The 26,324-nt window shown below is 36.4% G+C and carries 17 protein-coding genes; 6 read left to right on the forward strand and 11 right to left on the reverse strand.

The window, feature by feature from the left end; translation table 11 throughout:
- Window positions 1-40: 40 nt before the first annotated feature.
- The 7 genes from BLV91_RS09045 to dinB form a co-directional block, all read right to left on the reverse strand.
- Window positions 41-733, reverse strand: a complete 693-nt coding sequence (locus tag BLV91_RS09045; protein ID WP_091432045.1) for a TIGR04283 family arsenosugar biosynthesis glycosyltransferase — start codon at window positions 731-733, stop codon at window positions 41-43.
- The gene (locus BLV91_RS09050; RefSeq protein ID WP_091432047.1) at window positions 726-1,484 is read right to left on the reverse strand and encodes a DUF547 domain-containing protein; all 759 of its coding nucleotides are present in this window, start codon (window positions 1,482-1,484) and stop codon (window positions 726-728) included. The genes BLV91_RS09045 and BLV91_RS09050 overlap by 8 nt, the downstream gene beginning before the upstream one ends.
- A 68-nt stretch (window positions 1,485-1,552) precedes the next feature.
- Window positions 1,553-2,425 carry a sterol desaturase family protein gene (locus BLV91_RS09055; protein ID WP_091432049.1) on the reverse strand — a complete coding sequence of 291 codons (873 nt, stop codon included), beginning with the start codon at window positions 2,423-2,425 and terminating at the stop codon, window positions 1,553-1,555.
- An 8-nt stretch (window positions 2,426-2,433) separates the two neighbouring features.
- A complete protein-coding gene (locus tag BLV91_RS09060; protein WP_091432052.1) occupies window positions 2,434-3,036 on the reverse strand; it encodes a TIGR04282 family arsenosugar biosynthesis glycosyltransferase in 603 nt (200 codons plus the stop codon).
- Complete coding sequence (locus BLV91_RS09065) at window positions 3,026-3,520, reverse strand: rhodanese-like domain-containing protein (protein ID WP_091432054.1); 495 nt, start codon at window positions 3,518-3,520, stop codon at window positions 3,026-3,028. The genes BLV91_RS09060 and BLV91_RS09065 overlap by 11 nt, the downstream gene beginning before the upstream one ends.
- Window positions 3,521-3,660: 140 nt before the next feature.
- Window positions 3,661-6,720: a DNA polymerase III subunit alpha gene (locus BLV91_RS09070; protein WP_091432056.1), complete on the reverse strand. Its 3,060-nt coding sequence runs from the start codon at window positions 6,718-6,720 to the stop codon at window positions 3,661-3,663.
- A gap of 4 nt (window positions 6,721-6,724) precedes the next feature.
- Window positions 6,725-7,906, reverse strand: coding sequence for a DNA polymerase IV (dinB, locus tag BLV91_RS09075; RefSeq protein WP_091432058.1), 1,182 nt, complete (start codon window positions 7,904-7,906; stop codon window positions 6,725-6,727).
- An 87-nt stretch (window positions 7,907-7,993) separates the two neighbouring features.
- Here dinB and BLV91_RS09080 point away from each other — a divergent pair, with 87 nt between their 5' ends.
- Window positions 7,994-8,761, forward strand: coding sequence for an XRE family transcriptional regulator (locus BLV91_RS09080; protein ID WP_091432060.1), 768 nt, complete (start codon window positions 7,994-7,996; stop codon window positions 8,759-8,761).
- A 153-nt stretch (window positions 8,762-8,914) separates the two neighbouring features.
- Here BLV91_RS09080 and BLV91_RS09085 read toward each other — a convergent pair whose 3' ends face one another.
- Window positions 8,915-9,979, reverse strand: a complete 1,065-nt coding sequence (locus BLV91_RS09085; protein WP_091432062.1) for an L-dopachrome tautomerase-related protein — start codon at window positions 9,977-9,979, stop codon at window positions 8,915-8,917.
- Window position 9,980: 1 nt separating this feature from the next.
- Window positions 9,981-10,580: a nitroreductase family protein gene (locus tag BLV91_RS09090; RefSeq protein WP_217636963.1), complete on the reverse strand. Its 600-nt coding sequence runs from the start codon at window positions 10,578-10,580 to the stop codon at window positions 9,981-9,983.
- A 415-nt stretch (window positions 10,581-10,995) separates the two neighbouring features.
- Between BLV91_RS09090 and BLV91_RS09095 the strand changes: the two genes are divergently transcribed.
- From BLV91_RS09095 to BLV91_RS09115, 5 genes are all read left to right on the forward strand, one after another.
- Window positions 10,996-11,391, forward strand: coding sequence for a hypothetical protein (locus tag BLV91_RS09095; RefSeq protein WP_091432068.1), 396 nt, complete (start codon window positions 10,996-10,998; stop codon window positions 11,389-11,391).
- Between the two features lie 160 nt (window positions 11,392-11,551).
- On the forward strand, window positions 11,552-12,634 hold the full coding sequence (locus BLV91_RS09100) for an efflux RND transporter periplasmic adaptor subunit (protein ID WP_091432070.1): 1,083 nt from the start codon (window positions 11,552-11,554) through the stop codon (window positions 12,632-12,634).
- Window positions 12,635-12,662: 28 nt separating this feature from the next.
- On the forward strand, window positions 12,663-15,827 hold the full coding sequence (locus tag BLV91_RS09105; protein WP_091432072.1) for an efflux RND transporter permease subunit: 3,165 nt from the start codon (window positions 12,663-12,665) through the stop codon (window positions 15,825-15,827).
- Window positions 15,820-17,253, forward strand: coding sequence for a TolC family protein (locus BLV91_RS09110; protein WP_091432074.1), 1,434 nt, complete (start codon window positions 15,820-15,822; stop codon window positions 17,251-17,253). The genes BLV91_RS09105 and BLV91_RS09110 overlap by 8 nt, the downstream gene beginning before the upstream one ends.
- 324 nt (window positions 17,254-17,577) lie before the next feature.
- A complete protein-coding gene (locus tag BLV91_RS09115; RefSeq protein ID WP_091432076.1) occupies window positions 17,578-18,057 on the forward strand; it encodes a hypothetical protein in 480 nt (159 codons plus the stop codon).
- Between the two features lie 368 nt (window positions 18,058-18,425).
- Here the strand turns inward: BLV91_RS09115 and BLV91_RS09120 are convergent, their stop codons facing one another.
- Both BLV91_RS09120 and BLV91_RS09125 read right to left on the reverse strand, forming a co-directional pair.
- On the reverse strand, window positions 18,426-19,451 hold the full coding sequence (locus BLV91_RS09120; RefSeq protein ID WP_091432078.1) for a PorP/SprF family type IX secretion system membrane protein: 1,026 nt from the start codon (window positions 19,449-19,451) through the stop codon (window positions 18,426-18,428).
- A 14-nt stretch (window positions 19,452-19,465) separates the two neighbouring features.
- Window positions 19,466-25,549 (reverse strand): PKD domain-containing protein, encoded by a 6,084-nt coding sequence (locus BLV91_RS09125; RefSeq protein WP_091432080.1) that lies wholly within the window; start codon window positions 25,547-25,549, stop codon window positions 19,466-19,468.
- Window positions 25,550-26,324 lie beyond the last annotated feature (775 nt).

The raw sequence follows: 26,324 nt of genomic DNA on the forward strand, positions 1-26,324 counted from the left end.
TTCTTTTTTTTCGGAACAGCGACTAAATTGCTTTAACCTTCTATTTTATTGTTTTCTTGTAGTAATCCAACATACTTTCTGCTGAATGACCTAAGCTTCGCTTTAAATGAATAACAGCAAAGTGATATTGCAAACGCCAAACACCATTTTCGCGATACCTTCTTGCCGAAGTAATCAAATTTTTAGGAATCACGACAAACTGTTTTATATTGTACAGTCTTGAAATAATCTCGTTGTCCTCGTAAATGATATAGTTTTCATTAAAGCCAGTTATTTCATTAAATAGTGCTTTAGTGACAAATAGAGACTGATCACCACCCCGACAGGAAAGATGATTTATTCTGGTAAACCATTGGGAGACTGCTAAAACAGGATGTTGATAATCAAACTTCATTCGGAAACAACCAGCTTTATTCCCTTTTTGAATCTGATCCATAATGAGAAAGTCAAAATCCTTAGGCGGGAAACTGTCACAATGTAAAAAATACAGTACTTCGCCAGTGGCAATCTTGGCACCAGCATTTAACTGTTTTGCTCTTCCTTTTTCAGCTGAAATTTGGATGACATTTTTGTGCTCTGCTACCTTTTTTTGTGAATTGTCAGTACTTCCTCCATCAACAACTATAATTTCGATAGTGATTGATTGTGAGGCATTTTTTTCAATATGCCACAAAAGCGTGTCGATTGTCTCAACCTCATTGTAAATGGGGATTATAATCGAGATCTTATTCATTCAAACTCCAGTTGTAGTCTTTATAACTAATTTTTGCTTTGCTATTAATTGTAGTGGTACTGTACTTATTTAGGAAGTCAATCAGAGTTCCGTTTTTCTTAAAATCACCAGAAAACCAATCGAATATTTTTGATATTTCTACTCTATTTGTGGTAATAGTGTTTTTAGTTTTGTCATTGATGAAGCTTTTAGCGACAGCTCCTAATTGCTTGTCTAAATTAGCTTCAGTATAAGCAGCATTTAATAAATTGGGACAAGAAAAAGAAGCGCAATTGATAGCAAAATGGATTCTAGGTTCGTTCATTTTACGAAGAATTTCATGTTCCACTTCTTCTAAGCTGTATTTTTTATCTCCCAAAGTAAAGAACTTTTGACCCCAAGGATCTTTTATGTCTTTTATGCTTTTTACTGGATAATTATCAAGTATCAACTTTACAGTGAAGGCATTGTAAGTATTAATCCAATAGGCAAGGACTGCATTTTTTGACCATGATTTAGTAGGGACGTTCGATGCCAACAACGTTAAATACGATTGCAGTTGCTTGCTGTCTTTTTGAAATCCTTTATAATCTACATTTCCGTTTTTTGAGACATTTTTCTGTAGCAAGGCATTCCACTTAGAGTGATCTATGCTTTGTGCCGTTTCAGAAATAGTTGTTGGATAGGCTAAATCCGGAATTTCAGTAGTGCTTGTATTCCTTCCACAAGAAAGAAGCGGTAATAGAAGTAAGCTTATAAAAAATGTTCTCATCAGTAGTATTATTTAGTTATATTATGAACAGACGGTAGTACGAGTCTTTCCTGACAAATAATGAGGTATTATTTTTTTAAAGGATAGAACTCTTGTGCTATAAAATCTTTAGGAAACTTATTTTCACCATTAAAACCCAGTTCAATGTCACGTCCGTCAGATGGTATGTAATTGGTTTTGAATAGATAATCCCATAAGCTTAACGAAATTCCAAAATTGACTCCATATTTATTAGGAAGCTCTTTACTGTGATGCCAAATGTGCATTTTGGGATTATTAAAAATATATTTTAAGAAACCATAGTCCCATCCTAAATTAGCATGGTTCAAATGACCAATCGCAATCGAAATAAAATGTACTATAAATACGTCTTCTAGGTTTACTCCGCCAACCAAAATTATAGGGATATAAAGTATCGATTTATACACGATAGGTTCCATCCAGTTGTATCTAAAATGAGCTGCAAAGCCCATTTCTTTTACGCTATGGTGCGTTTTATGAATTTTCCAGAGAAAGGGAACCATATGCAGTAATCGATGAACGTTCCATTGCAAAAAATCGCTTATCAGAAAAAACAACAATAGCGCAAGAGGTTTTGGTAATTCAGAAATAGAGAAAAGCTGAATCGAAGCCAGTTGGACTCCAAAAAGAGACAAGAAATCATTGATCAGTTGTTCTGACACATTAGACAATGCTATCAGAAGGATGAGATTCAATAAGAAAAAATTGAAAAACAAGTAAAATAAATCCAGCCAAAAATCCTTTCGAAAAATAGCTTGGTTTTTTCGCCAAGGAAACAATATTTCCAGCAACCAAACTACGAGTGAAATCGCAATTAAACCGTAGAAATAATTATTCCAGTTCCAGTATAGTATTTCATTTTTTAGATAATTGAAATAACCGCTATATGAATTGATGAAGATGTCAATGTATTTTTCCATTTCTTATTTTAATTTTTTTGAAGATAATTATAATCACTATTCATTAAATCTTCATAAGTGTCAATGTCATTTAAGGTTGCTAATAAATGAACCTTATGTGAATTTAAATCTTTTAGTGTGTCTGCTAAAACGGTGGAAGTCCCCCAATCTTTATTTCTAAATAGGAGTTTGTGCATTTCTTTTAGGCCTAACAAATAATATCCGCCGTCTTCTGCAGGACCTAGCACCACATCGTTTTTTTCTAATTCGGTAAAAGCAGTTTCAATGATCTCTGTTTTTAGATCGAATAAATCACTGCCAACAATAATGCAGTTTTTATATCCCTTTTCGAAAAGAAGCTCAAATGCAGCTTGCATCTTATTTCCTAAGTCACCTTTAGATTGAATTCTTTTTTGATATATATCTTTATTCCAAATGTCCGCTTCAACAACTGCACTGTCGTAAAAAACAAATTTATCACAGTCTACATTTTGCGATTGTTCCATTGTGTGCTGGAGTAGGTCTTTATATACCTGCAAAGCATCAGCGTCACCAATGGTTTTTGCCAATCGTGTTTTTACCTTTCCTAATTCAGGATTTCGGATAAAAATAAGTAAAGCATTAGTTTTCATATACTTTGACTCCCTTAGTTAGATAAACACTCCATTCTTTATTGAAAGCATGGACGCTATCGGTTTGCTTATTTTGGTTGTTAACGACCTTGCCACCAGTATTTTTATATTCGAAAATACCACCATATAAATTATAAACATTTTTATAGCCCGATTTTAATAGTTTTTCTCCAATTTTTTCACTGCGAACACCAATGGAACAATAGACAACTATGGTTGCATTTTTATCTTTTACGGTAGAGGTTACGTTTTGTATTTTGAAATGATCAAAACCAACAGCAATTGCACTTTTGATGTGGCTTACGTTGAATTCTTTGGGTTCACGTGCATCAAGAAAAACAAGGTTATTTTTGTTTTTTAAGTCCTCGACTTTGATGTAAGGAACACTTTGGTTGTTCATTTTTTTCAACACTTGTGGAATACTGCTTTGCGCAGAAACCATAAGGGAGAAAAAGAAAACAATAGTAAATAAATAAAAGCGCATGTTATTTTTTTATAAAGGTATTTAAATAGTTAGACGTAATAAAACTTATTTACTGACAAAAAAAAATGGATTTTATATATGTGCAATTGAGGAAGCTTTGAAATAACTATTCTTTTATCATTTGAACGTGGAATTAAGTATTATTTTTGACCCATTTTATGCCTCGGTAGATTAATTTCATGCTCTTGCGGATAGGGCGCCCGATGTGTCATGCTCACGTCTTCCTTGATCTGTTCGTGCACTTTATATTGTCTGTCGTTTGTGTTAGAATACCGCGGGTCAGGAACAAAGGGCATTTTGGCCATTTTGATGACAGTGACTGTGGGGAAATGGTAATCGACTCCAACGGTTCCAAGAAGCAGGTAACATCCGCCACCCTGAAAGGGATATTTTTTAAGGCTGTCCGTGAAATGTGCAGTGTCGAAATATTCCCCTTCATGATCAATCCAGGTTCCAAAATACATGGCTCCCATTTTAGTAGGCACGTGTTTCCTAGAAATAAGATAGGCGAGCATTTTTACGGTCTTTTTATGGTGGCTTAATAAGTCTTTCGCCAATACCTGTCCGCGGTATTTTGTCTGTAGCAAATCGAATGGGGTGCAGGAAACTGGAAAACTCAGCAGTTCGATTTCGTCAAATGCATCTTCAAAAGCGGAGCGTTCGAGTACCGGCAACGTATATTCCTTTATTGGTTCCTGAAGCAGCATCCCATTTCTATTTTCGGGTTTGAAGTTGACCAGAATCAGTCGGGCAATAACCAGCAACTGGTTTTTTGTTTTGCCGCTAAAGCGGAAGGCCCCGATGAAAATCAGAATCTGTATGCCTTCAATCCCTATCGGAATGCGGTTGATGAAATCCTCCAATGATTTGAATTCGCCGTTTGTCTCTCGTTCTCTAACTATGAAATGTGTTGTTTTGGTTTCCAAACCTTCGAGCTGCATAAATCCAAGATAGACGTCAATGCCGTATAATGCAGTTTCGTATTCACTTTTATTGACACAGGGGTTGTGTATGGTCGCCCCGGACATCCTGGCTTCGTGCACATAGACTTCGGTACGGTAAAAACCGCCATGGTTATTGATGACGGCGACCATAAACTCAATAGGGTAATATACCTTGAGATAAAGACTTTGGTAACTTTCGACGGCATAGGAAGCGGAATGTGCCTTACAGAACGAATAACCCGCAAAGGATTCTATCTGGCGGTATATTTCTTCGCTCAACTTTACAGAATGGCCTTTTTGCGCACAACAAGCAAAGTAATTGTCTTTTACTTTTTGCAAAGCGGCTTTCGAACGGCCTTTGCCACTCATGGCGCGACGTAAAATATCTCCATCAGCGGCGGGAAGTCCTGCGTAATGTAAAGCGATCTTAATCACGTCTTCCTGATAAACCATGACACCGTAGGTTTCGCCAAGTTGTTCCTTAAAAACATCATGAAAATACTCGAAGCGGTCCGGATGGTTGTGGCGGAAGATGTATTCTTTCATCATACCAGATTGGGCGACACCCGGGCGAATGATCGACGAAGCTGCTACAAGAGTTTTGTAGTTATCGCATTTAAGACGACGCAACAGTCCTCGCATGGCTGGACTTTCGATATAGAAACATCCAATGGTTTTTCCGTGGCTTAAAAAAGTATTGGCCTTAGCTTCATTTTTTGATAAAGTAGTATCACGGATATCGACTTTGATTCCACGGTTTTTCTCTATCAGCTTCACACTGTCATCGATATGGCCAATACCACGCTGGCTCAGGATATCAAATTTTTCAAAGCCAATGTCCTCAGCAATGTGCATGTCGAATAGCACAATAGGAAAACCTTTTGGAGGCATCTCCAAAGGGGTATAATTGGTGATGGGTTCTTCCGAAATTATTATGCCACAGGAATGCATGCTTCTTTGATTGGGATATTTTTCGAGTAGCATCCCGTATTCTTGGACTAGCTTTACAATCTGGTTTTTATCATGTAGCTGCATTGGGTTTTTAGCCAACAGATCCAATTCTTCTTTGGGCAAACCAAAAACCTTACCCACTTCCCGGAATATGGAACGGTATTTAAATTCTACGTTAGTTCCGCAAAAAGCGACATGCTCAGCGCCGTATTTGTCAAAAATGTATCTCAGAATGGTGTCGCGTTCTTTCCAGGACCAGTCAATGTCAAAATCGGGTGGGCTCTTGCGATTCACATTTAGGAAGCGTTCAAAATATAAATCCAGCTCAATAGGGCAGATGGCTGTGATACCAAGACAATAACTGACAATACTGTTGGCACCGCTACCGCGACCGATATGCAGAAATCCTTGACTGATGCTATATTGAATTATATCCCAAGTAATCAGGAAATAACCGCTGAATTCGAGTTGGTCAATGACCTGTAATTCCTTTTCAATTCTTGCTTTTGCTTGCAGATTATCATCTCCGTACTTTTTTGATAATCCTTCCCAGGCAAGATCCGTCAGAAGTTTCATGTCGCTTTCCCGGCTTCCGGAATAGTACTTTTTGTTTTTGGGTGTTTTGAAATCGAATTCAAAATTGCACTGCTCTATGAGTTTTTCGGTGTTTTTGACAATTTGTGGATACTCTTCAAACTTTGTCAACAATTCCTCTAAAGGGATCATCACTTCAGAAGTTTTGCAATAATCATCTGTGGTGAGTCTGGACAAAATTACGTTGGTGTCAATGGCACGCAGTATTTTATGCAGATTGAATTCCCTTTTTGTCCGGAAGGTTACGGATTGCAGTAGCACCATTTTGTCAAGCCGTGCCCTCCATTCCGGGAGAAATAATTTTGGAAGTTGCTCTGCACAGATTCCCACATATTCATGGTCTTTCAAAACCTTTGGCCCATTTTCGAAAAGATAAATAATGCATACATCCTTAAACTCGGGAGCGGCTAATGGTAAAGGGGTATTTTCGAAATTATGTTTGGTTAGAAAACGGTTCATTTCTGCGAGCCCATTTGCATTTTTTGCCAAGCCGATGTAGCGAAATTTATGGTTGCAACGAAACTCTATTCCCACGACTGGTTTGATGTTGACTTCTTCGCAGCCCTTTATGAAGTCATAAATTCCGGTGACTGTATTGATATCCGTTAATGCCATTGCCTTAACATTACAGACAGCAGCTTGCTGTATGAGCTCGACCAGCGGAATGGTTCCGTAGCGCAGGGAGTGAAAAGAATGACAGTTGAGGTACATAATGTTATGGTTTGCGTTTCAAAATTTCGACTTTGTTATTGGGTTTGAATGTTGCACCGGCACAACGCATTACGGCATCAAAGCCATATCTGCTTTTCATTCTGTCCATAGCTTGGTATAGCGATAACATTTCTTCGGTGTCCTCAAACATATTTATTTGGTAGGTGCCTCTGACGAGTCCGCTGAAGCGAATCCCAATTAAGCGGAGTCGCATGCGGCGTTGGTACAATTTATCAAATAAGTCCGTGACGTTTTTTGTCAGGATATGATCAGCTGAGGTATATGCTACTTTGCATTGTTTAGTTTCTGTATCAAAATTGGCGTAGCGAATTTTTATCACCACTGTTGAGGTCAGCCATTCTTCTGATCGCAGTTGAAAAGCCAATTTTTCGACCATACCCACAAGTATCGATTTCAATTTTTGAATGTCGATAGTATCCTGCCCAAAGGTATGTTCAGTCGAAATTGATTTCCGTTCCGTATAGGGTTCCACGGGGTTATTATCAATACCGTTTGCTTTCTTCCAAATGTCGATGCCGTTCTTGCCAATCATGCGTTGCAACACTTCGGCAGGCATTTCTGAAAGCGTCTGAATCGTGCGGATGCCAATTCGGGAAAGCAGCTGAAAGGTCACGTCACCCACCATAGGGATTTTTTGAATAGACAGCGGATTTAAGAACTGCTTTACCTTGTTTTCAGGTATTTCCAAATTTCCCAGCGGTTTCCCTTCGCCGGTGGCAATTTTAGAAACTGTTTTATTTACTGATAAGGCAAAGCTTATAGGCAAACCAGTTTCCCTGGTAACAGAGTGCGCCAGTTCATCAGTCCATTTATAGCTGCCATAAAACTTATCCATTCCGGTAATATCGAGGTAGAATTCATCGATGCTGGCTTTTTCCACAACTGGAGCGTTCACTTGGATTACCTCGGTCACCTCATGGGATAATTTGGAATACAGTTCCATATCGCCTTTCATTACTTTTGCCTGCGGGCAAAGACGGAGCGCCATCTTAATAGGCATTGCAGAACGTACCCCAAAAGTGCGTGCCTCATACGAACAAGACGCAACCACACCACGGTCGCCACCACCAATAATCAAAGGAATTCCCTGCAATTTTGAATTCCCCAATCTTTCGCAGGACACAAAAAAAGTATCCAAATCCATATGTACAATCGCCCTTCCCATAATCTTCTCATTTTATACAGAACAAAATTAGCACGGATTGTAACAAAATTAAGTATATTTGTTGTTCCAAATTGTAACAAAATAAATATGTCTTTATTTTCCGATAATATCAGGAACCTTAGGGTCAAACAGAAAATTTCACAGGAAAAGCTGGCTGAGTCGCTGGCAATAACAAGAGGGAGGTACGTCAAGTATGAAGATGGAACTTCGGAAGCGCCTTATGAAATTCTGAAAAAAATATCCCATTATTACCACATCAGTATTGACTTACTGCTTTCGGTCGATGTGCGGAAAATACCCATGGATGATCTGATGAAATTGGAGGATAACAGAATATTGCTCCCCATTACCGTAGATAGGGAAGGCGACAGTTTTATAGAAATCGTTCCCCATAAAGCCAGAGCTGGTTATCTTAGTGGTTATTCCGATCCTGAATTTATCGAAAACCTACAGCACATTTCGTTGCCGTGGTTGCGAAATGGAAAATTCAGGGCTTTTCCCGTAGATGGTGATTCTATGCCGCCGCATAAAAGTGGTTTCTTTATTGTGGGCCGTTATGTAGAAAAATTAGGAGATGTCATGGATGGCAAGACATATATATTATTGACCAAAAACGAAGGGATTGTTTATAAGAGATTGAACAAAAACGGAAAAAATGCATTGGTGCTCCATTCGGATAATACCTATTATAAATCGTATGAAGTTAAGGCCTCGGAAATTCTTGAAATTTGGGAATTCGCCTGCAGTTTTGCCACTGAAGAATTTGGACCAGATGATTTGAGTCCAGAAAGTTTGAAAGATGTGCTGATGGAATTGAGAAGAGAGGTTAGGGAAGTAAGGGAGAAGCTTGCTTAAACTAATCTTGTTACTGCAAAAGTACCAAGTTTACAAGTATTCACAGTGCTCCTAATTTTTTAAATCCTATAAAAACTAAAAACCCAACAATACTATTTTAGTATTGTTGGGTTTTTAGTTGAATTTTATTGCTAGAATTAGCTTATGTAAGCATTACAGTTTGATTGTATTCAAGTTAAAAGTCATATCATCAATGGGACCGGTGATTTCGTTAATTCTAGAATTAGTATAATACAATACGTTATTATAAATGCTAAATGTATCTGCCCAACGTACTTTGTCTCCTTTAACTAGCGTAGTGATTGTTCCTGCAGCATCCATTTTCATAATGGCATTTTGCTCTAAATCCGCATAATATAAGTTTCCATTGGCATCAAATATCATTCCGTCAGGAGCAGCTGTTTTAGCGACCTTTTCTACCGCTTTTTCAATTTCAGCTTCTGTTCCTTTCAGTAAAGTTTGAACATCAATAGCGTACAAAGTATATCCCGTTAAAGCATGAAAATACAGCTTTTTATTGACAGGATTTAATGCAATACCATCAGAGTGAACTGTATTTTTCCATTCTTTTCCGTTAATTGTCAAATGGTCAACCTCTGATTTTGTTGAAAAATGATTGTCTAAAACGCGTTTTTCTTTTCCAGTTTCGATGTTTAGAATGATTAATCCCGCGTGACCAGAATCAGTTAGGTAAATACTTCCGTTTTCTTTATCCACTCTCAAATCATTGATGTAAGAATCTTTGTGAAAGCTCTCTTTAGGAAAAGTATAGGTTCTTTTTAATAAGTTTGTTTTTAGATCAAAAACAAACAATTTTGGAGCACCAACTACCCCTTTAAATAACGGATTTCTTGTGTCTAAAACATATAGGTCATTTTCAAAAGCCACGACTGATTGTACAGCTACAAAAACAGAATCATGTAGCTCTTGACCTATTTTCCAGTCATTCCATTTTGTATTGGGATATGCAATTGATTTGCCATCAATCACTTCTGCTACTGAAGCGATAACGCACTCTCTCCAGCGCGGAAAGTTTACAAAAACACGTCCTTCTTGCGTTATAGTAACTCCTGTAACTTGTTGTCCTTTAAAGGCGGCAACTTCTTGAATAGATGGTACTATTTCCGTTTTTTCTTCTGTATTTTGAGGTTTTTCGGTTTCCTTCTTGCAGCTGCTTAAGCTTAATATAGAAAGTAATAATAAGGCTATTTTTTTCATTTTAAATGGTTTTAATTATGGCAGATTTCTCTAACCTAGATTTTGGTTTTTGACTGGGTTGATTACTGTCGTCAGCATCTCGATATCCTATGGCTACAGCAACTAAGCTGCGGTATCCCTCTAATCCTAAAATTGCTTCATATTTATCTGATTCAATTCCCTCCATAGGGGTTGCATCAATTTGCATTTGGGCGCAAGCACCTAAAAAAATGCCTAAAGCAAGATAAACTTGCTTATCAAACCATATTTTAAGATCAGTATCAGCGAGATGCTTTAAGTGCGTATTAAAATAGTTTACAGCTGATTCAGGTAAGTTTTCTTTTACTTGTTGCTCAAATAAAGCAACATTATCAATAGCGCTAAAAACAACTACGGTGTCACAATTAATGACTTTTTCGGCGTTAAATAATGAAGCTGCTGCTAATTGTTCTTTTACTTTTTTATCAGAGACAAAATAGAATTGCCAAGGTTGGCTGTTTATAGATGAAGGACTTAATAACAAGATCTCTTTAAGTTCTTCTAATTTCTTAGTGTCTATTTTTTTTGTTGCGTCGTACTTTTTAGTAGTATAACGGTTATGCATCGCGTTTATAAAATCCATTTTTATGTATAGTGTATAATAATAATAATAATAATAATTGCAAAGGTACGGATAACGGGATACAGTTATAATGATTGCCCAGTGATACGAGATCAAAACAGCGTTATTTAACAATACTTTTTGATTTATAAAAATTATGGAAATCAGTAAATGATTCGTTTTTGAATAATTTTAAGAGGAAAAACAATTCTAAAAAGGGACTATTTAAAGACTAAAACTTTACGAAGAAGAGCTTTTAATACTACAATAAAAATTATTCTTAAAATAGTATTAAAACTCATAATTTATTTAAAATTTCATCCTAATTTCGCACTGTTTTTCAACGATACCTAAGAAAACGTTTTCGTAAATTTTAGTTTTTTTTGAATTGCAATATTATTTTTTATCTCAATATTTCAATAATTTTGAGCACCTAATGAGAGTAGCTTTGTTTTTTATTAATTTATGTATTCTTCTGCTTTGCGGAGGAAATAGTCTACATGCTACATCGCATGATAGCCATATAGGTTATACAGCTACATCTACACTTTCTAAAAATCACCAAATTAAATTTTTCCATAAAGATCAAGACAGTAACTTAATTGAAGATGCTGATACTGATTTAGAAGAAGATTATCACTTTGGGAATGATATTAAAGATAACTTCGATAGGAAAATTGTCGTCAATAGTTATTTACTGCCTAAAATCTGGTATCAAGAATTTTCAGGACTTATTGTTGAAAAAACGTACTTCAAGCGTTTAAAACTTTTCCCGCCTTTTTGCGGTTATTCATCTCCTATATATATTAGACAAAGAGTGCTAAGGATTTGAGCAATACAATAAACTGTTGCTAAATTCTGTTCTTTTTACACTTATAACGTTTTATACGTTAGCTGTTTGTATAGCATTATTTTAAGCAATAGTTATTTTTTACTACCAAACGAGATACTTAAATCTCACTCAATCAATTGCTTAAATTTTATTTTACAACATGAAAAAAAATGTCATGATTACGGGCTTAATGGCCGCGATGTTCCTTGTTAGCTGTAACTCAAAAAAGGAAGAAAAAGAAGAATCAGTAAAATTTACCGTTACAAATCCAGTGGTTATTGATACATCGTTTACTAAGCAGTATGTGTCTCAAATTAAATCAGTTCGAAATATTGAAATTCGGGCTCAGGAAAAAGGATTTCTACAAAACATTTATGTCGATGAAGGGCAGTATGTAAAAGCGGGACAGCTGTTGTTTCGAATTATGCCAAAGATGTATGAAGCTGAATTACTAAAAGCGCAAGCCGAGGAAAAAGCAGCTGAAATTGAATTGCAAAATGCAAAAACTCTAGCCGATAAAAATATTGTTTCTAAGAATGAACAGGCGGTTGCTACGGCCAAATTACAACAAGCTAGAGCCGAAGTTTCTTTGGCTAAGCTGCATTTGTCTTTCACAGAAATCAGAGCTCCTTTTGCAGGAACAATTGATAGAATTCCTAAAAAGCTAGGAAGCCTTATTGATGAAGGCGAGTTGCTAACAAGCCTTTCTGACAATAGTGAAATGTTTGCCTATTTTAATGTTTCGGAACTAGAATATTTGAATTATGAAACCGATGTTAAAAACCGTGCTGATAATCATGTAAACTTACTTCTTGCTAATAATGATGTATTAAAATACAAAGGTAAAGTGGAGCTTATAGAAGGAGAATTTGATAATGAAACCGGAAATATAGCCTTTAGAGCACGTTTTCCAAATCCTGAAAAATTACTACGAAACGGAGAAACAGGTTCAGTTATGATGGTGGTGCCTTTACATAACGCATTAGTGATTCCGCAAAAAGCTACTTATGAAATTCAAGATAAGAAATACGTATTTATTGTAGACAAAAACAACGTGATTAAATCTAGAGAAATTAACATTAAAGGAGAGATGCCTGATTTATATGTTATTGATTCAGGTTTAACTGCAAATGACAAAATAGTTTTTGACGGAATTCAAAAAGCGAATGATAATGATAAAATTAAATTCGACTATTTAAATCCAAGCAAAGTATTATCAAGCTTGAAATTGAGAGCTGAATAGTTGTTTTAACTTTTAAAAAAATATAAAAATGTTTGATAAATTTATACAAAGACCTGTATTATCGATAGTTATATCGCTGGTAATTGTCTTCCTGGGAATATTGGCTATGACCGGATTGCCAGTGACACAATTTCCAGCTATTTCGCCTCCAAAAGTAAATATTACTGCAGATTATCCTGGAGCTAATGGTGAATTAATGGTAAAGGCGGTAGTAATTCCATTAGAACGTGCTTTAAATGGGGTTCCAGGAATGAAATACATTACTTCTGATGCAGGAAATGATGGAGAGGCTTCTGTACAAGTAGTTTTTAATCTAGGTACTGATCCTAACCAAGCTGCTATCAACGTGCAAAACCGTGTAGCATCAGTAATTAATAAATTGCCACCATTAGTGGTGCGTGAGGGGTTAAAAATTACTCGTGAAGAACCTAACATGTTATTGTATGTCAATCTATTCAGTACAGACCCTAATACCAATCAAAAATTCCTTTACAACTATGCTGATATTAATATTCTATCAGATTTAAAGCGTGTAAACGGAGTAGGGGTTGCTGATATCTTAGGAAATCGTGATTACGCAATGCGTATTTGGTTAAAACCAGATAGAATGCTAGCGTACAAAATTTCTGCTGATGAGGTTTTAGAGTCTTTAAGTAATCAAAGTTTGGAGGCATCTCCAGGTAAAACCGGTGAAAGTTCAGGAAAAAGATCACAAGCATTCGAATATGTTTTAAAATACAAAGGGCGTTATACTACAAAAGAAGGTTATGAAAACATTGTAGTTCGTTCTAGTTCAAACGGAGAGTTGTTGCGATTGAAAGATGTGGCCGAAGTAGAGTTTGGTAGCTCGATGTATGATATTTATTCAAGTATTGACGGAAAACCATCAGCAGCGATTACTATTAAACAATCGTATGGTAGTAATGCCAGCCAAGTTATTACTGATGTAAAAACAAAACTGGAAGAGTTAAAAAAGTCATTTCCTAAAGGGATGGATTATGAAATCAGTTATGATGTGTCTAAATTCTTAGATGCTTCTATAGAAAAAGTAATTCACACACTTGTAGAAGCTTTTATCTTGGTAGGATTAGTAGTTTTCCTTTTCTTAGGTGACTGGCGATCAACGGTTATTCCTGCCATTGCAGTTCCAGTTTCGTTGATAGGTACTTTTGCTTTCATGCAACTTTTTGGGATAACCATAAACCTAATTACGCTATTTGCTTTGGTATTAGCAATTGGTGTTGTAGTAGATGATGCTATTGTGGTAATTGAAGCCGTTCACGCTAAGATGGAAGAAGAACATCTCTCGGCCAGGAAAGCGACTAAAAAAGCGATGTCAGAGATAGGTGGAGCAATTATAGCGATTACCTTTTTAATGGCTGCCGTATTTATTCCAGTTGCATTTATGTCTGGTCCAGTAGGGATTTTCTATCGTCAGTTTTCAATCACAATGGCTACGGCAATTATCCTTTCGGGAATTGTAGCGTTGACATTGACACCTGCATTGTGTGCTTTGATGTTGAAAAATAACCACGGAAAACTACGTCCTAAAAATTTAATCAATCGGTTTTTAGATGGTTTTAATAAAAAATTTGATCATTTATCAGAAGGCTACAGAAAAGTACTTACGATGTTCATCAATAGAAGATCAGTTTCGATAGCTGTTTTACTTGCTTTTTGTGTGGGTATATTTTTCATCAACAACAGCCTGCCTTCTGGATTTATTCCAAATGAGGATCAAGGAATGTTCTACGCTATTATTCAAACGCCTCCAGGTTCATCATTAGAAAGAACCAATCAAATTGCGGAGAAATTGCAAAAAGTAGCCGGAAAAATTGATGGTGTAAAGTCAGTTTCTGCCTTAGCAGGTTACGAAATTTTGACCGAAGGGACAGGAGCCAACACAGGAACTTGTTTGATCAACCTAAAAAGTTGGGAAGATCGTCATGAAAATGTGGAGGAAATCATCAAACAGTTAGAGGAAGAAACTAAAAACATTTCGGGTGCTACAATTGAGTATTTCCAACCACCAGCTGTACCTGGATATGGAGCTGCCGGTGGATTTGAGTTGCGTTTACTGGACAAGGCAGGTTCGGGTGATTATAAAAAGATGGAAACGGTAAGTAGAGAGTTTGTGGCTGAGTTGAAAAAACGTCCAGAACTTACATCAGTTTTTACCTTTTATAGTGCCAGTTTCCCGCAATACATGTTGGATATCGATAATGATATTGCACAACAAAAAGGGGTAAGTATCGAGAATGCAATGAATACCTTGTCAACACTTGTAGGTAGTAATTATGAAACCAACTTTATAAAATACGACCGTCAATACAAAGTAATTGTACAAGCGTCACCTGAATATAGAGCGTTACCGGAAGACATTTTGAAATTGTATGTAAAAAATGATCGTGATGAAATGGTACCGTTTTCTGCATTTATGAAAATGAAAAAAGTGTACGGTTTATCAGAGATTACAAGACATAATATGTACAATGCTGCCGAGATTAGTGGTGCGCCAGCAATAGGTTATAGTAGTGGTACCGCAATTCAGGTTGTAAATGAAGTAGCTGTTAAAACACTTCCCAGAGGGTTTGGTATTGCCTGGGCAGGTATCTCTGCTGATGAGGTTGCCAGAGGAAACGAGGCTATTTATATCTTCATGATTTGTCTTGGATTTGTGTACTTGGTTCTTGCTGCACAGTACGAAAGTTTTGTGCTGCCGTTGATTGTTATATTGTCCCTTCCTGCGGGTATATTTGGAGCGTTTTTATTCTTGAAGTTATTTGGTTTAGAAAACAATATCTATGCTCAGGTTTCTTTAATAATGCTCATTGGTCTACTAGGTAAGAATGCCGTATTAATCGTAGAGTTTGCTGCCCAGAAGCACAGTCAGGGCGTTGCCGTTATTGATGCCGCAATGGAAGGTGCTATGGTTCGTTTCAGACCAATTTTAATGACTTCTTTTGCTTTTATAGCTGGTTTGATTCCACTTTCATTGGCGTCAGACCCAGGTAAAATTGGAAATAGAACTTTAGGTACAGCGGCAGCGGGAGGAATGTTTATAGGTACCATTTGTGGTGTTATATTAATTCCAGGATTGTATTTGATTTTTGCTAAAATATCAGAAAAACACAAGCTTTCTAAAGACGAAGATGAAAATCCATTCACTGAATATTTAAATGATAATGAATAAGATGAAGTTATATAGATATAGTATAATGCTAAGTCTGGGTCTTGCAGTTGTAAGCTGCAAGGCGCCTATGGCGTTGAAAATGCCAGATAGTAAAGTGGTTCCAGTAACTTTTGGGACTTCAACAGATAGCACAAACAGTTCAAATTTAAATTGGAACGATTATTTTAAAGATCCCAATCTAAAAAGTTTGATTACAGTGGCTTTGCAAAACAATAAAGAATTGTTGATTACGATGCAAGAAATTGAAATGGCTAAAAACGATATTCGTGTTAGAAAAGGAGCCATATTACCATCTGTTGGCTTAAGAGCAGGAACTGGTGTAGAAAAAGTAGGAAGATATACAAGCCAAGGTGCTGGTGATGCAACTACTGAGATCACTCCAGGGAAAGAGTTCCCCGATCCGTTAACTGATTTCAATGTTGGCGCTTACGCCAATTGGGAAGTTGATATTTGGAAAAAGCTGCGCAATTCTAAGAAAGCAGCTGTTACTAGATATTTAGCTACAGTAGAAGGCAAGAATTTTGTGATTACCAATCTTATTTCTGAAGTTGCCGATTCTTATTATGAATTACTAGCACTAGATAGCCAATTGGAAATTGTGAAGCAAAATATCCAATTACAGCAAAATGCACTTGAAATTGTGAAAATCCAAAAAGAAGCTTCTAGAGCAACGGAATTGGCAGTGCAAAAATTCCAAGCCGAAGTTTTAGCTTCAAAAAGTATGGAGTTTAAAATAAACCAAAAAATTGTTGAAACCGAAAACACGATTAATTTCTTGTTAGGACGTTATCCTGAGAAAATTACGAGAGATAGTGCTGCTTTCTTGAATTTATTACCGGCTTCCATTCAATCAGGAATACCTTCTCAATTATTGGCTAATAGACCAGATATAAAACAAGCCGAGTTGGATTTAACAGCCGCAAAACTGGATGTGAAAGTTGCGAGAGCAGAGTTTTATCCTTCACTTGATATTTCAGCAGCTTTTGGTTTACAAGCTTTCAAAACGTCTTATTTAACAAAGTTTCCTGAGTCATTGTTGTACAATTTAGTGGGAGATGTGGCAGCACCTTTAATTAATAGAAACGCAATTAAAGCTGAGTTTGCAAATGCAAATGTACGACAGCTACAAGCGTTGTATAACTATGACCGTACGATTTTGAATGCCTATTTAGAGGTTTCTAATCAATTGGCTAACATTAATAATTTAGAGAAAAGCTATGCGCTTAAAGGACAACAAGTAAAATCATTGAACACTTCAATTAGTGTGGCTAATGATTTATTTAAATCTGCTAGAGCTGATTATTTTGAAGTTTTAATGACACAACGTGATGCACTTGACGCCAAACTGGAATTAGTTGAAACCAAAAAAGACCAACTGAATGCTTTTGTACAAATATACAAAGCACTTGGCGGCGGTTGGAAATAAATTTCTATCAAGTAATAAACAGAAAGAGCCAGCAAGTAGTGTTGGCTCTTTTTTTTTTATCAAATTTTGACGACTTAAATTTTGAAGTATTTATTAAAGAGAACGATGAGGTTCAGGCTTTTATTCCTTTTGTTTCATGATAAAATTTAATTACGATTGTAACTTGGCTTTGGCCAAAGGGAATAGATTTGATTGTCGACAAGCGATTATTTAGATAATTTGGATGCCATAATAAAATGCTAAATATAATACTGTGTGTATTTCGCTATTTATGCGTAAATTAGCAAAGGCCATTGCCACAATTATTAACTAAAACTTACCATTATGAAAAAAATAACCCTTTTTTGTTTGCTGTTGGCTTGCATTGGACTCGAAAGTTGTAAAAAAGATCAAAGCGAAAAAGTTGCTAAAGCTGCCAAAGCCAAGGCAGAAGAAACGATAAGCACTGAATGCTATAAAGCGCTGTATGAAAAAGATACTATTAACTTAAAAATTAACACTTTAAAAAACGGAAAAATAACGGGCGAAATGCAGATGATGGTGCTTGATATGCCAGTAAAGCATGGAGAAATCGCTGGAGAATTCCATGGAGATACATTATTTGCTAGCTATACATTTATTCAAGGTGGATATGAGAAAAAAACTTATAAAAACCCAATGGCTTTTCTTAAGAAAGGGGATGAACTAATTATAGGCAACGGGAAGTTAATGACTACTCTAGGAGCGACTCATTTTATTAAAGGCGAGCCAATAGATTTTGATCGTGTAAAATATAAATTGACAAAGGTAGACTGCGTTGATTAAATAGACTGTATAAGGAAAAGCGAAATCTTTTATGTTGTAATACTGCAGCTATTAGGTTTCGCTTTTTTTTATGAGTATTAGTTCCGCAAAAAAAATCGCTGTCGGGGAAAAAGGATAGGATTGGATTAGGAATAAAAAAATAAAAAAGGAATTGCATCTCTGCGATTCCTTTTTTATTTAGCTACTTTTTTATTTTTTTAAATTGATGTTGATTTTAGTAAACAATAAAATTAAGAAATTAACAGCCATATTGCAAGCGTTCAGTCGATTGTCAGAAGAGTCGATTCACAAGCGCGACGAGATTGTTTTTCCTTTCTCTTATGCTTTGTTGGTTATTGCGGTATGATGGATTTGCAAAAGAAACTCCCTTAGTAATTTCTGCCCCAGGGTTGTTTTACCAAATAATTGTCACAACTCGAGCAGCCACGACCAATTTGCCAAGTTAGTGAAAGTTCATGTACACCACGGGTATTTCCCAGTTTTGAAGTGTTGATATCATAAGAATAAGCAAATACAAAACGATTTAACTGAATGGAGCCAAAAAGATTTAAAGACGTTAAAAAGTGACTATTATTGCTTTTCCCTTCAGGATTAGTTGCTGCAATGACTCCCACAATTAACGGTTTGAATTCTAGGGCTGTCCCAAAATCCAATCTGTTGTATTCAGCTTGTCGCATATAATTGGCAGTAAGCAATAAATTTGTTTGATCAGGAAAGAAATTTAAATGGGTTTCATCTAAACTAAATGAATATCCGGAATGAACGCTTAAAAACATTTCCAAAGGAACTTTAGCATTAGAAGTAAATGCAATATTTGGTTTATTCAAATGTTTTAATGAAGCACCAAACCAAGCTTTGTCACTATACAATAGTATCCCTGAGGAAATATCCAAAAAATTAATTTTATCAATAGCATTTAAAGAACTTGGGTCTACACTACCTCCATTAATTGAACCGTCATTTGTATTGATTTGATCTTCGAATAAAAGGCTTCCAAAATTGAAGTTTTTACTTCCATATCCAGCTTCAAGGCCTAATCTGAGTCGCCAATCATAATTTAGATTCACATTATAGGAGTAAACGCCGTTGGCCTGAACATAATTATAATTGGTGAAAACTTCACGTTGATTTAAAATAGTCAGACCTAAGCCCATATTTCTTTCAGGACCCACAGGGCCATTAATGAAAGCATATTCGGTATCGATTCTTCTATTTTCATTTGGCCATTGGGAGCGATGTATAAGGCCAGTATATCCCGTTATTAATGTTCCAGTAAAGGCAGGATTAAGTGATTCAGGAACCAAAAAATACTGCGTAAAAACAGGGTCTTGCGCCTTAATTTCTGCGATAGATATAAAAGTCAGTACTATGTATATAATAAATTTTAGTTTCATTTTCGTTTTGGGACTTATTTTATTAATACAAAAGGTTGGTTTACATTGACTACAGTTCCATAAAAAGTTTCTCCGCTAACTTTACAGTAGTAATTACCGTTTTCCGCATTCTGTCCCTTTATTTTACCATCCCAACCTCGCAAAATCTCTGCTGTCTCTGAATATAACATAGCACCCCACGTATCATAGATATCCAGACGAATATTTTTTAAAGCTTTTGTCACGGGTCTGAATGTATCGTTGAGATTATCATCATTTGGAGTAAAAGCATTTGGTACAACCAATAAATATCCCTTACCAATAGTAAATGTAATTTTTTGCACATAAACACACCCGAATGGATAAGTTACCGTTTGTGTTACTACATAATCTTTTGGTAAAATAAATGAGTGGATTGGGTTTAGATCTGTAGAAACGGCTCCGTCTCCAAAGTCCCAGGCCACGCTGACATAATCTCCAGTAGCGGTACTGGTAAACTGAATGGGATCATTTACGGAATAGTTTCCATAGGTCAAATAGCTAGATGAACTTGCATCATAAGAAGCTGTTCCGATGGACTGTAATTTAACATTGAAGGAGTAATCTGCTTTACATCCAATGGCATCAGTTACAAATAATATTGCTGTCCCGTTTTGACTAGTATTCATCATTTCATTATTTGCTCCGCTAACCGTTCCGCTCGACCAGGCCAGGTTGTATGGAGGAACTCCACCAGAAACTTGGGCTTTAAAGGTTTGCTTAATGTATTTGGTTTCACAGTCAAAATCAGTCTCTGTGACTACTGCGGTCACGATTGGCGGAGGCCTATTAATGCTAAATTGAGCCTGTTCAGAACAGCCATTGACGTCTTTTACGGTAACCAAATAATTTCCTGTGGGAATATTGGTCAAATCTTTCGTTGTTGCACCGTTGGACCATTGATAGCTAAAAGGAGCCGTACCGCCAGCGACAAGGAGTTTTATTGACCCGCTATTGACATTGTCACAAGCAAAAGCATTGGTAACATTTGCCGAAAGAACTAGTGACTGAGGTTCTAATATGATAAAAGTTCTTTTGATTGTACATTGTTTACCGTCAACTATACTAACCGTATAGGATCCTGATCCTAAATTGTTTCGTACAGTCCCAGCCACGGAACTATCATCCCAAGTTAATATGATAGGTGTGATACCACCTAATAGATTTAGATTAATACTTCCGTTTTTTTCACCGAAACAATTGATGTTTTTTACTACTGGATTTATGGTGAAAACAGGAACTTCAGGGATGTTTACATTCAGGGATTTTGTACAATTTAAGGCATCGGTAACCACTATCAAATAATCTCCCGGTGTAAGGTTATCTTGAAAGCTGCCACTAGCGAGATTATTCCATAAAATAGTGTACGGTGCGACACCTCCAGTAACTTCTAATTTAATTGACGCGTCATTATTTCCGTAGCATATAACTGGAGTTACGGTTGCGTTGATAACCATTTCGGATGGTTGGCTTAAAGTAACTGTTAATGTTTTGGAACAATTTGAGTTATCAGTTACAACCAAATCATAAGTTCCAGCAATAATAGCACTTAGATTTTTATTGGAACTTGTAAATCCGCTTGGTCCTGTCCAGGCAAAGTTATAACCGGAAATTGCGGGTGTTCCTCCTACTGCCGAAATATTTATAGCTCCTGTAGATTCTCCAAAACACAATATGTTGGTCTGACTTATCAGGCTTACAGCTAATATTGGCGGTTCAGTAATAATGAATGTCTTTGTTTTTGGACCGCAATTTTTGGCATCTGAAACCGAAACAACGTATAGTCCAGGACCTAAGTTTGAGATGTCTTTTGTGGTTGCATAAGGGTTTCCATTTTTTGTCCATGCATATGAATAGTTTAATGTTCCTCCAGAGACCGTGATTGCAATTGCACCATCGGCAGCATTAAAACAAGTAATGTCTTTTTTTACATCAGTTGTAATACTAATATCATCAGGCCCTGTGATTTCGTAAGGTTTGACAATAGGACAACCTCCAGCATCTGTAATAGAAAGCTCGTACATTCCCGGAGCCAAATTAGAAATACCTGCTGCTGCCGATGTAAACCCGTTTGGTCCTGTCCAATTTAAGATATAAAATGGTCCTGTACTGAAAGGTATCCCTCCAGTGATAGTGGTTTGAATGGAACCATTGTTTGCTCCAAAGCAACTACTATTAGATAAAGTAACAGTATTTGAAATAGAAGGGTTTACAGTAACTACAATAGTGAAATTCGAGCCTCTACAAAGTCCTGAAATAGGTGTCACGGTGTAGGTAACCGTAGCAGGAGTTGAAGTGGGATTTACTAAAGTCTGGCTAATAATGGTTTGAGGTATTGTTTGTGAAGTTGCACCCGTAATTACACCGACTGGAGAACTAATGGGGGATGTCCAACTGTACAAAGTGCTATTTGGTACAATATCCCCAGCAGAATTTTGTGGTGCTATGCTAAATGAATTTCCACTACAAATGAGGGCCGTTTTTGGAGATATCACTGGATTTGGATTAATTATCACTTCAGCAATTGCAGATGTTAGATTAGAACATCCACCCGATGAAAGTGTGATGACACAATAATAATAGACAGTTCCAACCACCATATTTGGAGGAGTAAAATTAGCAGTTGTGGCAGCAAAAATTGCTGTACCTCCTGTCAAAGAGTTAGTTGTATTAGAATACCATTGATAGGTGGCTGTTCCCACCCCATTGCTATATGCTACAGATAGAATATTTGGACTTCCTCCTAAACAGGAAGTACTTGAATCGGGTTGCTTTGTTATTATTGCTGCCGAATTTACAATAACAGCTGCAGTGGCACTTGTAACGCTGCAGCCTAAAGTGCTATTTTGAGTAACTATACAATAATAATATTTTGTGCCAATGACATTCTCATTTGGAGAATAACTACTGCTTGTAGCTCCAGGAACTATTGTGCCACCTGAATTCGAATTAGTTAAGTTGCTATACCATTGATAGCTAAATGCACCATTTCCGCCCGTTGCGGTAACTTCTAAATTTGACGGAGATGTGCCTAGGCATATAGTTTGTGAGGAGATGGGTTGCACTGTGATTGTTGGATCAGAATAAACAACAACTTCGGCTACATTACTTGCTGCTGGCACACAGCCATTACCGTTTAAAGAAGCTACAGCATAGTAATAATAATTTCCAGATATCGTAAAAACAGGCATCGTATAAGTAGAGTTTGTGGCTCCAGAAATTGCGGATCCGCCAATATTAGAGTTAGTTGTATTTGAAAACCATTGGTAGGATAAGAATCCTGAAGTTCCTGTACTATTGATTGAAAGGGGAGTGGGAATCGTTGCTCCAACGCATAGATTTTGAGTTGCTATAGGTTGTAAATTTATTGTAGTATTTGCAAGTACAGTTACCGCTGCAGCATTTGACGTAATCGCTGAACATCCTCCTGAGGATAAAGTAATAACGCAATAGTAATATATCGTTCCAGTAATTGTTGAGGGGGGACTATATGTTGAATTGGTTGCGCTCGCTATAGTAGCACCACTAGTCGTGTTATTAGCCGTATTTGAATACCACTGATACATAATAGTTCCAGCTGCACCACTTATTGAAACTGACAAAATAGTTGGCACACCTCCTTGACAAATGGTACTTGAAGCCGGCTGACTTGTTATGATTGGAGCTGGATTTACGTTAATTACATAATTGCTTATCGCACCAGAACATGTGCCCAATGAGGGTGTAATGGCGTAAGTGACTGTTCCTGAATTTGTATTTGTTGTTGAGATCGTTTGTATAGGTATTGTATTCGTACCAGAAGTGCTAAATCCTGAAATTCCAGCAGTTGCTGTTGCTGTCCATGAAAATGTAGCTGCTGACGAACTAGCAGTAAGGTTGACTAATGCAGTAGCAGCACCTGAGCATACTGTTTGTGAAAGTGGAGTGTTTGTTAGAGTGGGAGCATCATTAATGGTAAAGGATTTTGTAGCGGTTGATGAGGGGCCACATTCATTGGTTACAATTAGGGATACGGTATAATTTGCTGCCGAGGAATAACTAATAGCTCCCGGAACTGCCAACGTTGATGTTGATGGTGTTCCTCCAGGAAAGCTCCAAGCATAGGTCAAACCACTTGAACTATCAGAGCAACTATTTATTGTTGCAGTGGGGTTGATAGTTGTCGGACCGCAAAAATTGGCAATTGGATCTATTGTAACTGTTGGTGGTTTTTTTACCGTTACAACTTGAGTGGCAACTTGAGGAGGAGAACAGGAATTTGTTGCTGTAAGTTTAATGGTATAAGTTCCAGGCTCAGTGAAATTAAAAGAAGCATTTGTTGTCGTTTGATTTGGAATCGCTGTTATGCTGGTACCGCAATAAGAAGGTGTGTAAGTTGCGCTCCAAACATAGGTTGGAGGAGAACAGGAATTTGTTGCTAGAGTAGTATTTGTTGCCGTTGTTAAAAGTGGTGAGCAACCAGAATTAGTATTGAGGGTGAATTGAGGTGTTAAGGCTGGTTCAATGCAGATTTGCTGTGTTTTTGTCGAAGTTCCACATCCATTTTGAGCTGTCAATGTAACAGTATATGATCCTAAATTGGAATAGGTGTGATTAATGTTTTGAGGGTTAATAATTGAAGTTGTGACGATAGCTGAGCCATCTCCAAAATCCCATGAATATATGGAGCCCGTAGTACAATTTTGCCCATATCCAGAAATAGTTGTATTTGTAAATAAAACAGCATTGTTAATGCAACTGCTAGATGGAGCTGTGAAATTTGCTTCTGACTTTGTTAGAATGATTATGCTACCTAATGTAAACGGTGTGGAACCGCATGCATTAGTTACATCTAATTTTACTTCAAAACTAGATGCAGGACAACTACTTGATGTGTATATATGTGGAATTGGGTAATTAGATGAGTTTGACGGATTGGCTGCATTAAAGTAAATGGAACTATTCAATTGAGTTTGAGTAAAAACTACAATTGGCGAACCGTCACTATAATCAATTTTATAAGTTGTATCAAGAGAATTGCTTCCCCAATTTGAAATTGAAAATTGTAAATTTGAAGTTGGAGCACATAAATTTTGTGTAGAACCTGGACTATTTAGTCCACCTAAGGGATTAGAAACATTTTTGACAATATAGGTTTTAGAATTCGTACAACCATTATTTCCATTTGCAGTAATTGTCATTGAATAAGCTCCATTTGATGGATATGTATGTGAAATAGGGAACGCTATATTATTTTCCGAATTCCCATCCCCCCAATTAATAGAAAATGATGAAATACATGTTGAAATGGAACTATTTCCTACAGTAATCGAATACACAGAATTTGAAGATGCATTACCGCAATTATTAAAGGGGTCAAATGGATTATCAATATCCGTAAAACTAATATCAGGCTTTTGAATTACAGTTATTGTCTTAGTTTTAGTTACTGTGCATCCACCACCTATGACGGTTAATGTAACATTGAATGTTGCACTTGTACAACCAAGTGAGACAAAGGAATGGCTAGGGTTTTGTTGCGTTGAGGTTATTGTGCCGTCTCCAAAATCCCAGGAATAAGTATATGAACCAGCAGATACGTTAGCTGAAAATTGAATTATGGTTCCTGAACAGCTGTTATCATTGGTAAATATAAAATCTACCACCAGAGGTGAATTCACAGTTACAATGGCACTACCAGAACTAGCTTGTTCAGTAGTAGGATTTGCGGTATCATGAACACTAATTAAATTATAATTTAGAGTAGTAGCTGTTGTTGTATTAGCAGACACGGTTACCGATGAGTTTGTTCCAGCAGTGGATACTGTTAATAGAGTGCCGCCATTAATATTATAAGTAAAAGTATAAGGGGCGGTTCCCCCTGAACCTGTAAACTTTATTTGTGGTTGCGCCGCATTCTGACAAACCGTTGTTGTTCCTGAAATTGTTGCAGAAGGCAATACTAGATTGTTAGTAGTAAAGACGACTTTTGCCTTTTTTATTTTCTCAATGTTAAGTTCACTATTGTTGTTCTTAGCACTTAAAGCAAAACCATTATTTATTAGAATGAATAAAAATAAAATCTTATAAAGGATTTTCATAAAATATTTTTTTTGCTAGATTATATTCAAATAAGTTACCTAGTATTTTTTTTATATTAAATATTAATGTTCAAAACTTACATTTTAAAAGAAGGTGTTTATTACGGTTTTCCGCAAAATAGCTTAATTACTCTACTTCCCATTTTTGTATATTCTTGCATACATATTAATAGCTTCTAGTTTGTATTAAAAGAGAGCGTCTAAGTATTATGACTTTGGAGAGCAGGTATAAAGGCAATGACTTGTAGGTAGCATCAATGCGGAACAATTTAGTTAATTGTATTATGTCTTTATTGCTTTTCTCGTATGCTATTCATTCCTATTACTCGGTTTTACATGAGTTTAAAGTATTAATTTTCAGGATTTAGGGACTATAAATATATGAAAAAAAGTATTAACGGAGTGTATCTTTAATAATCTGTTGTTTTGCACGGAACTTTCGACGATTAAAGTTTAATGCCGCTTTATTATTTTTTGTAAAATTATGAGTATTGGAGTTTCCTTAATTACACTATTATCAATTCACCCATTCTATTGCTTCGAAACTGTATGCCTTTGCATATAAATTATTAAAACAAAAACATCTATAGTAATACAGAGGGCACTGAAAAAGTCTTTTTAGGAATTAATTGTTAATAAAAAGGAGTAGAAAACTATAGTTTTTTGCTCCTTTTTTCGTATTTTTAATGGTACCCAAAAGGCTTTTAGATGTTAGTTCAACAACAAAAAATTCAATTCAGTCCGTACTCTTCGTTATATGATTTAATCGTTCCCA

The sequence above is a fragment of the Flavobacterium degerlachei genome (genome assembly GCF_900106645.1).
GTDB classification, from domain to species: Bacteria; Bacteroidota; Bacteroidia; order Flavobacteriales; family Flavobacteriaceae; genus Flavobacterium; species Flavobacterium degerlachei.